Below are 11,374 nucleotides of genomic sequence, written 5' to 3' on the forward strand. Positions count from 1 at the left end.
GATCGAGTGACGGACGCCTGTCCTATCCGAGGGGTGCGTCTATCCGAGGGGTGCGTCTATCCGAGGGGTGCGTCTATCCGCGGGGTGCGCCCGTCGGCCGTACCGGGGTGGCACCGCGGGAGAACGCGGAGGCCGTCTCCCGGCGGCGGCCGAGGGCGTCCCAGGCACGCAGCACGGCGTGCTCGCGCCAGGCCGAACCGCTGCCCACCACGTCACCGGCCACGGCCGCGGCGACCACGGCGGCAGCGCGCAGCACCAGTCCGGTCCGGCCGGCGCCCGCGGCAACGGCCAGCCCGAGCCCGGCGCCGAGCGCATGCGCACCCGCGTCCCCGAGCATGGTCCGCTCGCCGAGATCGTCCCCGAGGACGGCGGCGCCGGCGCCCAGCGGTGCCGCCGACAGCACCCCGGCCGCGCCCCCGCACAGCAGCCCCGGCGCCCCCGCGGCCAGGACGGCCTTCGCGGCCCGGCCGGGCTGCACGTCCAGCAGATTGACCAGATGGGCGGTGCCCGCGATGACGACACCGGCGAGCAGCTTGTCGGCGGCGCGCTCCTTGAGCAGCGCACCGGCGGCCAGACCGGCCGCCCCGATACCGAAGAGCTTCACGCTGCCCGTGGTGATCTCGCCCTCCTTGAGGGCGGTGAGATGGGCCCGGAAGCCGCGGCGGCGGTCGCCGCGGCCCACCATGTCGTCGTACAGGCCGCAGGCCCCCGCCCCGAGGACGGCGAGCGCGGCGGCACCCCGGGCGCGGGCCGGCAGCGCCGGCGCGGTCACCGCGGCCAGCGCGGTGCCCACCGTCACGGCCGGACCGGCGTAGAGGTCGACGACACGGCCGGAGTGGTTGCGCCGCTCCCAGAGTGCGGCCTCGCCCGGCGGCTTGCGCCGCAGCCCCGCCTGCGCCGCCCGGGCCGCCCCCACCGCGGCGAACAGAGCGGCCACCCGCCCTGCTCCGCTGCCCCGCTGCGCCATCGCGTGTGCTCCCCTCGCTGCCGAATCGCCCGTCACCCTACGCGCCGGGCTGCGAGGTTCGGCGCGGCGGTCCCCCTGCACAGGGGCCGACCGGGGGGGCGAGGTGAGGACCGAGGGACGGCGCGGCGTGGCCGCAACGGCAGCCACACCGCCGGGGACGGGCAGCCGTCCGGGACGTCCCCCACGGGGCCCGGCCCACAGCCACGTTCAGGACCGGCTCACAGCCCGGTCCGCGCCGCCTCCAGAAGCTCCTCCGCGTGGGCGCGGGCCAGCTGCGAGTCCTCCTGGCCGGCGAGCATCCGGGACAGCTCGCGCACCCGGTCCTCGCCCTCCATGGCCTGCACACCGCTGCGCGTCACCGAGCCGTCGTTGGTCTTCTCCACCACCAGGTGCCGGTCGGCGAAGGCCGCGACCTGCGGCAGGTGGGTGACCACCACGACCTGGGCGGACTTGGCGAGCCGGGCGAGGCGCCGGCCGACCTCCACCGCCGCCTTGCCGCCCACACCGGCGTCGACCTCGTCGAAGAGATAGGTCGGCACCGGGGCGGAGCCCGCGAAGACGACCTCCACCGCGAGCATCACCCGGGACAGCTCACCGCCGGAGGCGCCCTTGGCGATCGGCCGGGGCTGGGCGCCCGGGTGCGGCGCGAGCAGCAGCTCGACGTCGTCGGCACCGGTCGGCCCGAAGGCCACCGGCCGGCCGCCGACCTCGATCCCCTCCGGGTCCTCGGTCTGCCGGATGTCGATGGTCACCCGGGCGTGCGGCATGGCGAGTTCGGCCAGCTCCGCGGTGACCGCGTCGGCGAAGCGCTTCGCCGCCTCCGTGCGGGCGTCGGTCAGGTCCTGTGCCAGTCCGGCGAGTTCGGCCCGCAGAGCGTCGTGCTCGGCCGTCAGCTCGCCGATCCGGTCGTCGTCGCCGTCCAGCTCCGCGAGCCGGGCCGCGCTCCGCTCGGACCAGGCCAGCACGGCTCCGATGTCCTCGCCGTACTTCCGGGTCAGCTGGGTGAGGACGGCCCGCCGCTCCTCCACCGCGGCCAGCCGCAGGGGATCGGCGTCGAGGTCGTCGGCGTATCCGGCCAGCTCGCCCGCCACATCGCCGAGCAGGATCCCGATCTCACCGATCCGGTCGGCCAGTCCGGCCAGCGCCGGATCGTGCGACCGTACGGCCTCCAGGGCCCGGTGCGCGCCCGCCACCAGGGTCGCGGCGTCCACGCCCTCCGGGTCCTCCGGGTCGCCGGCGAGCGCGCGGTGGCCCGCGGTCGCGGCGGAGGCCAGGGCCTCGGCGTGGCCGAGCCGCTCGGCCTCGGCCGCCAGGTCGGTGTCCTCACCGGGCTGGGGTTCCGCGGCGGCGATCTCCTCCAGCCCGAAGCGCAGCAGATCGGCCTCCTGGGCGCGCTCACGGGCGCGGGTGGTCAGCTCGTCGAGCTGGGCCGCCACCGCGCGCAGCCGCCGGTGGGCCGTCGCGTACGTGTCCAGGGGCACGGAGACCGCGGCGCCTGCGTACCGGTCGAGGGCCTGCCGCTGCCGCGCGGGGCGCAGCAGCCCCTGCTGGTCGGTCTGGCCGTGCACCGCGACGAGGTCGTCGGCGAGCTCGCCGAGCAGCCCCACCGGTACGGACCGCCCGCCCAGATGCGCCCGGGAGCGTCCCTCGGCCGAGACGGTCCGGCTGATGAGCAGCGCGCCGTCGTCCAGGTCGGCGCCCGCTTCCCCGGCGCGCACCGCTGCCGGGGCGTCGGGGGGCACCTGGATGCGCCCCTCGACCACCGCCGACTTGGCACCGATCCGCACGAGGGCGGCGTCGGCACGGCCGCCGAGCAGCAGACCGAGACTGGTGACGACCATGGTCTTGCCCGCGCCGGTCTCACCGGTCACCGCCGTGAAGCCGGGTGACAGCTCGACGACGGCGTCGTCGATGACCCCGAGCGACCGTATCCGCATCTCCTCCAACACGGACACGACCTTACGAGGTTCCGCGGGCGCCGCGCGACGTGCTCCCCCGTGTCACCGCGGGGAAGCACGCCTGCACGACCCCTCTGACGTGCCCGGGAGCGCCCGCCGGCACTCCCCCGCGGGAAGCGGGCCGGCCGGCGGCGGGCGCGGCCGGCCCCTCTTCCGGGTGACCGTGCGGGAGGGCCGGATGTCCCCGAAGCGCCCGAAGCGCCCCGAAGGTCACCGGTACCCGCCCGTCGCGGATGCCCCTCCGCGGAAGCACCGCCGCAGACTCACCGCCGCAGACGCACCGCCGAGAACCGTCGGGCGCCGGCCGGGCGGCCTCCGGTCCCCGCAGCGCGGGACGACCCCTGAGGCTGATCCCCCTTCGGCACCTCCGGCCCTCCGGTCCCCGCAGCGCGGGACGACCGCGGCCGTCCCGTCCGGAGCCGGGGCCCCGGCCGTCACCCGGGGAGCCGCTCCGTGGGCGTCACTGCGGAGCGCCCCGCCAGCCGGCCACCGGCAGCGCGAACTTGGCGACCAGCCGGTCCGTGAACGACGCGTGGTGCAGCCGGGCGAGCCGTACGGGCACGGCGCCGCGCCGCACCTCCACCCGGGCCCCCGCGGGGAGTTCGACGGTGCGCCGCCCGTCGCACCACAGCACCCCGTGCGGGGTCTGCGGCTGCACCTCGACCGCGAGCACCGAATCGGGCGCGGTGAGCAGCGGCTTGGCGAACAGCGCGTGGGCGCTGATCGGGACCATGAGCAGGGCCTCGACCTCCGGCCACACCACCGGGCCGCCTGCCGAGAAGGCGTAGGCGGTGGAGCCGGTGGGCGTGGCACAGACGACGCCGTCGCCGCCGAAGCGCGACACCGGACGGTTGTCGACCTCGGTGACGACCTCGATCACCCGCTCGCGCGCGGCCTTCTCCACGGACGCCTCGTTCAGCGCCCAGTCGCGGTGCACGATCTGCCCGTTGTTGCGGACGAGCACATCGATGGTCATCCGCTCCTCGACCTCGTAGTGGCGCGTGACGACCCGGTCCACCACCTTGTCGAGATCGTCCCGCTCGGCCTCCGCGAGGAAGCCGACCCGGCCGAGGTTCACCCCGAGCAGCGGCACTCCCGAGGCGCGCGCGAACTCGGCACCCCGCAGCAGCGTTCCGTCGCCGCCCAGCACCACCAGGAGCTCACAGCCCCTCAGGACGTCCTCCGACGCCTCCACCAGCTCCACCTGAGGAGGCAGCGGCAGGTCCGCCGCCTCCTCCGCGAGGACCCGCACACCGATGCCGCAGCGCAGCAGGCCCTGAACCACCAGTTCCGCGCTCCGCACGGCGGCCGGCCGGCCGGTGTGGGCGAGCAGGAAGACGGTGCGATCTGTCGTGGTCAATGCGGCCCCTCCGCCACTGCACGTTCGACGTCGGCCGGATCCAGTGCGGGAGCCCCGGCGCGCAGCCAAAGAAAGTATTCGACATTGCCGGACGGTCCCGGCAGCGGGCTCGCGGTGACGCCCAGGACACCGAGACCCAGGTCAGCGGCGTGACCGGCCACGGTGCGCACGGCTTCGGCGCGCAGTTCGGGGCTCCGGACGACTCCGCCGCTGCCGAGTCGCTCCTTCCCCACCTCGAACTGCGGCTTGACCATCAGCACGAGGTCCGCATCGGGCGCGGCGCAGCGGACGAGTGCGGGCAGCACCAGACCGAGCGGGATGAAGGACAGGTCGCCGACGACCAGGTCGACGGGCTCGCCGTCGATGTGCTCCAGTTCCAATTCACGTACGTTCGTACGGTCCTTGACCGTCACCCGTTCATCGCTCTGCAACGACCAGGCGAGCTGGCCGTAGCCGACGTCGACGGCGACGACCTGCCGGGCGCCGCTCCGCAGCAGCACATCGGTGAACCCACCGGTCGAGGCGCCGGCGTCCAGGGCCCGGCGGCCGTCGACCTTCAGCCCGTGCGGTGTGAAGGCGGCCAGTGCCCCGGCGAGTTTGTGCCCGCCGCGCGACACGTAGTCCGGGTCGCCGTCGTCCTGGAGCACGACGACGGCCGCGCTGGTCTCCACCTGTGTGGCCGCCTTGGTCGCGGTGGTCCCGCCGACGGTCACCCGGCCCGCGGCGATCAGCTGGCTCGCGTGTTCCCGCGAGCGGGCCAGCTTGCGGCGCACCAGCTCCGCGTCGAGTCGGCGTCGTGCCACGTCCGGTTCGCTCCTTCCGAGCGGTGCTCCGAGCGGGGGAACCGCACGGAACGGGCTGCATTCACATCGATGGATCCACGGGGACACCCCCGGCCGCCGTGCGTCCGGGGTGGGCCGGTGCACGGCGAGGGGCCCGGCGCCGGCCGGACCGGACGGTGACCGTGGTACGGCTCACCGGCCGGGCGGCCGGTCTCCCGGCGGCTGCGGCCGCGGCTCCCCCGGCCCGGTGTCGAGCGAGGTGAGCGCGGAGCGCAGCTCCCGGTGCACATCCTCGTACACCGCGATGTGGCCGTCCGCCGGGAGGTGGTCGACATCGGCCAGGCGCTCCAGCTGCGCATCGACCTCGGCACGGCCCGTGGGGGTGCGGGTGACACCGAGCGGCAGCGGCTCGTCCTCCGGTCCCGGCTCCGTGCCGGGCATCGGCTCAGTCATGTCCCCGACGCTACCCCGAACTGGGCCTTCATCGGAGAACGAGGCCCTGGGGTACCGTCGTCCACGATGAGCACCCTCGAGGAGTGCCGCAGCGCACTCGACCGGCTGTCGGAGAATCTCGGCCGCGCCAACGGCGACCTGCGCAGCGCCGCTGCCCTGGACCGCTCGCTCAGCTGCCGGATCACCGACCTGGACGTCACCTTCCTGGGGCGGCTCGCGCAGAGCCGCATCCAGGACGTGACCACGGTGCCGGGGCCCCCGCCGGAGCGTGCTCAGATCCGGCTCGCCATGGCGAGTGACGATCTGGTGGCCCTGGTGGACGGCCGGCTCAACTTCGCCAAGGCCTGGGGCAGCGGCCGGATCAAGTTCGAGGCGGGGCTGCGCGACCTGCTGCGCCTGCGCTCCCTGCTGTAGCCCTTCCGGGCGCGTCGACCGAGGGGGCGCACCGGGGCCTCAGCCGAAGCAGGGCCCGGGACGACGCCGCAACCGGCGTGCCCGTCAGCCCTCGCGCGCCGGACGAGCCGCCCACCCGACGGGCCCGGCACGGTACGGGAAGGAGCACCGAACCGTACCGGGCGCACCGCCCGGGGTCAGAGCCCCAGCCGCGCCAGGGCCTTCTCGGTGTCCACGGCGGCCCCGCCGTCCCCGGCCTCGGTCCACACCGCGGCGCACAGCGCCCGCAGACCGTCGAGCGGCTCGCCGTCCCCGTCAAGCGCGGCCGCGCCGTCCCGTACGGACGCGGTCCAGCCGCCGCACCGGAAGCCGTCCGCCCCGGCCGCCACCTCGGGCTGCGGTGTCAGCAGGCCGCGCAGGTCGGCGGCCACATAGGTCGGCCGGTGCCGAGGCGGGGCGGCCACCAGGTGGGCCGCGTCCGTCACCCCGGTGAGGACCAGCAGCGAGTCCACCCCACCCGCGTACGCGCCCTCGATGTCGGTGTCGAGCCGGTCACCGACCACCAGCGGACGCTCGGCGCCCGTCCGCAGCACCGTCTCGCGGTGCATCGGCGGCAGGGGCTTGCCGGCGACCTGCGGCCGCTTGCCGGTGGCGATCCGTACCGCCTCCACCAGGGCACCGTTGCCGGGCGCGGTGCCCCGGGCGGTGGGGATGGTGAGGTCGGTGTTGGACGCGAACCAGGGCAGGCCCCGCGCCACCGCGTACGCGGCCTCCGCGATCTGCTGCCACCCCAGCGACGGGTCGAAGCCCTGGACCACGGCCCGCGGCTCGTCGTCCAGCGACTCCACCGGCTCCAGGCCCCGCTCGCGGAGCGCCACCCGGAGTCCCTCACCGCCGATGGTCAGCACCCGGGAGCCCGCGGGCAGCTGATCGGCGATCAGCCGTGCCACGGCCTGGGCCGAGGTGATCACGTCACCGGTCCCGGCGGGCACGCCCAGCCGCGTCAGATGCTCGGCGACGGCTTCCGGCGTGCGCGAGGCGTTGTTGGTCACGTAGGCCAGGTGCATGCCGCCGGACCGCGCCGTCTCCAGGGATTCGACCGCATGATCGATCGCGGCGCCCCCGGCATAGACCACACCGTCCAGATCGAGCAGCGCCGTGTCGTACGCCTCGCTCAGCGGCCGCCCGGCGGCCTCGGTCCGGGTCCGGATCGGGGTGCGCCGTGCCATGGTGTCTCGTTCCTCGCTCGCTGCCATCCCCCGATCATCCCGCATCGTGCACGGACGCATAACATGCATCAATGACCACACCTGGGCACGCACGCGACGGCTTGCGGCTGTCGCCCTTCCGAGGTCTGCGCTATGTCCCCGAACGGGTCGGCAGCCTCGCAGCGGTGACCTCACCGCCGTACGACGTCGTGGTCCGGCCGGACGGCCTGCGCCACCTCGAGACCGCGGATCCGCACAACATCGTCCGGCTGATCCTGCCGCAGTCCGACTCCCCGGCCGCCCGGCACCGGCAGGCCGCGGACACCCTGCACCGCTGGCTGGCGGAGGGCGTCCTGCGGGCGGACCCGGAACCGGCGCTGTACGTCTACGAGCAGCGCGACAACGCCGGACTGCTCCAGCGCGGCCTGATCGGGACCCTCCGGCTCAGCCCGCCCGAGGACGGCGTCGTCCTGCCGCACGAGGACGTGATGCCGGACATCGTCGAGGACCGCGCGGCGCTGATGCGCGAGACGGCGGCCCATCTGGAGCCGCTGCTCCTCTCCTACCGCAGCGACGGCGACGCGGACGGGGCGGCCGCCGTCATCGAGCGCACCGTCCGGCGGGAACCGCTGCTCGCGACCACCACGGAGGACGGTTTCAGCCATCGTCTGTGGTCGGTGACCGATCCCGCGGAGCTCGCCGAGATCGACCGGGGTCTCGCCCGTCACCAGGCACTGATCGCCGACGGCCACCACCGCTGGGCGACGTATCTGCGGCTGCGGGAGGAGCGGACGGTGCCCGGCCCCTGGGATTCCGGTCTGGTGCTCCTGGTGGACACCGCCCGCTATCCGCTGCGCGTGAGGGCCATCCACCGGCTGCTGCACAAGCTTCCGGTGCAGGACGCCGTCGCGGCCCTCGGGGACGCGTTCCGGGTCCGAACGGTGACGGGCCCTCTCCCCCGGGCGCTCGACGAACTGGCAGCCGCCTCGGAAGCGGGCGTCAACGCCTTCCTCCTCGCGGGCGGGACGGGCTTCCACCTGGTCGACCGGCCGGACCCGGAGCTGCTGGACGCCACCGTCCCGACCGGCCGCCCGCAGGCGTGGCGCACCCTGGACGCGACCGTGCTGCACTCCGTCCTGCTGGAGCGGATCTGGCAGATACCGGACGGACCGGAGCACATCGGGTACATCCACGACGCGTCGGCCGCGGTCGAGCAGGCCGAGCGGCACGGGGGCACGGCGGTGCTCATGCACCCGGTCCAGGAGGACGTCGTCCGGGAGCTGGCCAGGCAAGGCGTCACGATGCCCCGGAAGTCGACGTCGTTCGGCCCCAAGCCCGCCACGGGACTGGTGCTGCGCAGCCTCGAACTGGGCTGATCGAACTGCGCTGACCGAACCGGGCAGACCGGAGCGCCGGAAGCGCACCTCGAAACCGAAAACGGCGGCGGCCGACGGAACCCTTTCCGGGTTCCGCCGGCCGCCGCCGTTCCGGGTGTCAGCCCCGGTCCTGCTCGGACGCCTCCGGGGAGCCGGACTCCGCGGCCTCGGACTCCGCGGCCTCGGGCTCCTCGCCGCCGGTCACCTGCGGCTCCACCGCGGCGGCCTCCTCCGCGACCTCGGCCTCCTCCGCGGCTTCGCTCGCCTCCTCGGCCCCGGCCTCCTCCGCGACGGCGGCGTCTGCCGGCTCCGCGGGAGCCGACGGCTCCCCGACGGACGGCTGCTCCGCTGCGGACGGCTTCTCGTCGGGCTCGGCCCCCGGGTCGAACGCATCGGTGAACTCGACACCGTCCAGCTCCGCGAGCCGGTCCGACGCGTCGGTGGTGCCGCCCTGATCGGCCTCCAGGGCCTTGGCGAACCACTCGCGCGCCTCGTCCTCACGGCCCACGGAGAGCAGCGCGTCGGCGTACGCGTAGCGCAGCCGGGCCGTCCACGGCTGGACGGAGTTCGACGCCAGCTCCGAGCTCTGCAGCGTCACCACCGCGGCGTCGGCCTGGCCCAGGTCACGCCGCGCACCGGCGGCGACCAGACGCATCTCGACCTGCCCGGCACGGTCCAGCTTCTGCACCTCGGGCTCACCGGCCATGGCCAGCGCCCGCTCCGGACGCCCCATGCCCCGCTCGCAGTCGGCCATCACGGGCCACAGCTCGGTGGAGCCGGTCATCCGGCGCGCGGCACGGAACTCCGCGAGCGCCTCCGAGTACTTCCCGACGGCGTACGCGGCGAAGCCCGCGGCCTCCCGCACCGCCGCGACCCGCGAGGCCAGCCGCAGCGCGATACGCGAGTACTCGTAGGCCTCCTGCGGGTCCTCGTCGAGCAGCTTGGCGACCATGACGAGGTTCCTGGCGACGTCCTCGGCCAGGGTCTTGGGCAGGCTCAGCAGCTCCTGCCGCACGTCCTTGTCGATCTCGTCACCGGTGACGTCCTCGGGGATCGGCAGCCGCTTGATCGGCTCACGGTCGCGGTCGCCGCGGTCACGGTCGTCCCGCCGGCCGTAGCCACCGGACCGGTCGTCCCGGCGCCCGTAGCCACCGGAACGCTCCTCCCGCCCACGGCCGCCCTGCCCGTACGGACGCCGCGGCCCACGGTCACCGCGGTCGTCACGCCCACGGAACCCACCGCGCTCGTCGTCGCGCCGGGGGCCGCGGGGACGGTCGTCGCGGGGGCGGTCACGGTCGTCCCGCCGGCCGTAGCCGCCGGAGCGGTCATCCCGGCGCTCGAAGCCACCGGACCGGTCGTCCCGACGGTCGGAGCTGCCGGAGCGGTCATCGCGACGCTCGAAGCCACCGCCGGGACGCCCACCACGGTCCCGGTCGTCACGCCCACGGAACCCACCGCGCTCGTCATCACGCCGGGGGCCACGCGGACGGTCGTCCCGCCGGAACCCACCACGGTCCTCATCACGCCGCGGACCACGCTCATCACGCCGCTCGTCCCGGCCACGGAACCCACCACGATCATCGCGGCGGTCGTCCCGACGCTCATCCCGCCGGAAGCCGCCGCGCTCGTCGTCGCGACGCGGCCAACGGTCATCCCGGCCGCGGAACCCACCACGGTCGTCACGGCGGTCGTCGCGCCGGAATCCGCCACGGTCCTCGCGCCGGTCGTCCCGACGCTCATCACGGCGGTCGTCGCGCCGGAAACCCTGCCCCGGACGCTCATCACGCCCACGGAACCCACCGCGCTCGTCATCACGCCGCGGCCCGCGGGGACGATCGTCGCGGGGGCGGTCACGGTCGTCCCGCCGGCCGTAGCCACCAGAGCGGTCGTCACGGCGCTCGAAGCCACCGGAGCGGTCATCGCGACGCTCGAAGCCACCGCCGGGACGCCCACCACGGTCCCGGTCGTCACGCCCACGGAACCCACCGCGCTCGTCATCACGCCGGGGGCCACGCGGACGGTCGTCCCGCCGGAACCCACCACGGTCCTCATCACGCCGCGGACCACGCTCATCACGCCGCTCGTCCCGGCCACGGAACCCACCACGGTCGTCACGGCGGTCGTCACGCCGGAATCCGCCACGGTCGTCGCGCCGGTCGTCCCGACGCTCATCACGGCGGTCGTCGCGCCGGAAACCCTGCCCCGGACGCTCATCACGCCCACGGAACCCACCGCGCTCGTCATCACGCCGCGGCCCGCGGGGACGGTCGTCACGGCCGCGGGCACGGTCACCGTCACGGTCCCGGCGCGGTCCCGCTCCTCGGAAGTCCCGTCGGTCACCGCCGTCCTGACGCCTCGGGTGGCGCTCCGAGCGCCCTGACCTGTCCTCGGGCGAGTTGGTGGACATCGACGTGACTCCTGTCTTGCGGTACCGCAGTTGTCCTGAGGTAACGCAGTCGTTCTCACGCGGGCCGTCGGCCCACGCATCGTGGAAAAACAAAAGGACCCGTGGGTCCCAGCATGAACGCTGGGACCCACGGGTCCTTCAAAGATTGTTCGGCGGCGTCCTACTCTCCCACAGGGTCCCCCCTGCAGTACCATCGGCGCTGAAAGGCTTAGCTTCCGGGTTCGGAATGTAACCGGGCGTTTCCCTAACGCAATGGCCACCGAAACACCATCGGGTGTCTCTAGCGAACAAGCACACTCTTCAATTAAGTAGTGCATACCATCCCGTGCAGGGATGGGCTGGTTCACCGGTGCGACTGTTCGCAACCCGGGAACCACACAGTGGACGCGAGCAACTGAGGACAAGCCCTCGGCCTATTAGTACCAGTCAACTCCACACGTTACCGTGCTTCCATATCTGGCCTATCAACC

Annotated in this window: 10 protein-coding genes and 1 rRNA gene; 2 read left to right on the top strand and 9 right to left on the bottom strand. The window is 74.4% G+C overall.

From position 1 onward, the window contains the following. Window positions 1-73 precede the first annotated feature (73 nt). The 5 genes from ACFYYR_RS09845 to ACFYYR_RS09865 all read right to left on the bottom strand — a co-directional run bounded on the left by ACFYYR_RS09845 (window position 74) and on the right by ACFYYR_RS09865 (window position 5,520). Complete coding sequence (locus ACFYYR_RS09845) at window positions 74-967, bottom strand: hypothetical protein (protein ID WP_388849208.1); 894 nt, start codon at window positions 965-967, stop codon at window positions 74-76. 218 nt (window positions 968-1,185) lie between these two features. Continuing rightward, window positions 1,186-2,904 (bottom strand): DNA repair protein RecN, encoded by a 1,719-nt coding sequence (gene recN / locus ACFYYR_RS09850; protein ID WP_388849327.1) that lies wholly within the window; start codon window positions 2,902-2,904, stop codon window positions 1,186-1,188. A gap of 481 nt (window positions 2,905-3,385) precedes the next feature. Beyond that, complete coding sequence (locus ACFYYR_RS09855; RefSeq protein WP_388849211.1) at window positions 3,386-4,285, bottom strand: NAD kinase; 900 nt, start codon at window positions 4,283-4,285, stop codon at window positions 3,386-3,388. Next, window positions 4,282-5,088: a TlyA family RNA methyltransferase gene (locus ACFYYR_RS09860; RefSeq protein ID WP_388849214.1), complete on the bottom strand. Its 807-nt coding sequence runs from the start codon at window positions 5,086-5,088 to the stop codon at window positions 4,282-4,284. Before ACFYYR_RS09860 ends, ACFYYR_RS09855 begins: the two co-directional genes overlap by 4 nt. A gap of 171 nt (window positions 5,089-5,259) precedes the next feature. Then, a complete protein-coding gene (locus ACFYYR_RS09865) occupies window positions 5,260-5,520 on the bottom strand; it encodes a hypothetical protein (RefSeq protein ID WP_388849217.1) in 261 nt (86 codons plus the stop codon). Between the two features lie 66 nt (window positions 5,521-5,586). Here ACFYYR_RS09865 and ACFYYR_RS09870 point away from each other — a divergent pair, with 66 nt between their 5' ends. Continuing rightward, entirely contained in the window at window positions 5,587-5,934 is a 348-nt protein-coding gene (locus ACFYYR_RS09870; RefSeq protein WP_388849220.1) for a sterol-binding protein, read from the top strand. 176 nt (window positions 5,935-6,110) lie between these two features. Here the strand turns inward: ACFYYR_RS09870 and ACFYYR_RS09875 are convergent, their stop codons facing one another. Continuing rightward, window positions 6,111-7,142, bottom strand: a complete 1,032-nt coding sequence (locus tag ACFYYR_RS09875) for an HAD-IIA family hydrolase (protein WP_388849223.1) — start codon at window positions 7,140-7,142, stop codon at window positions 6,111-6,113. Between the two features lie 71 nt (window positions 7,143-7,213). Here ACFYYR_RS09875 and ACFYYR_RS09880 point away from each other — a divergent pair, with 71 nt between their 5' ends. Then, window positions 7,214-8,497, top strand: a complete 1,284-nt coding sequence (locus ACFYYR_RS09880) for a DUF1015 family protein (RefSeq protein ID WP_388849226.1) — start codon at window positions 7,214-7,216, stop codon at window positions 8,495-8,497. 118 nt (window positions 8,498-8,615) lie between these two features. On the opposite strand, the gene ACFYYR_RS09885 is transcribed toward ACFYYR_RS09880, so the two are convergent. From ACFYYR_RS09885 to rrf, 3 genes are all read right to left on the bottom strand, one after another. Next, entirely contained in the window at window positions 8,616-9,512 is an 897-nt protein-coding gene (locus ACFYYR_RS09885; protein WP_388849229.1) for a hypothetical protein, read from the bottom strand. Continuing rightward, complete coding sequence (locus ACFYYR_RS09890; protein ID WP_388849232.1) at window positions 9,494-10,837, bottom strand: hypothetical protein; 1,344 nt, start codon at window positions 10,835-10,837, stop codon at window positions 9,494-9,496. The genes ACFYYR_RS09885 and ACFYYR_RS09890 overlap by 19 nt, the downstream gene beginning before the upstream one ends. Before the next feature lie 214 nt (window positions 10,838-11,051). Next, window positions 11,052-11,168: ribosomal RNA gene (gene rrf / locus ACFYYR_RS09895) — 5S ribosomal RNA — on the bottom strand. Between the last annotated feature and the right edge of the window lie 206 nt (window positions 11,169-11,374).

Origin of the sequence: Streptomyces sp. NPDC001922, assembly GCF_042891165.1 — a bacterium.
Taxonomy (GTDB): domain Bacteria; phylum Actinomycetota; class Actinomycetes; order Streptomycetales; family Streptomycetaceae; genus Streptomyces.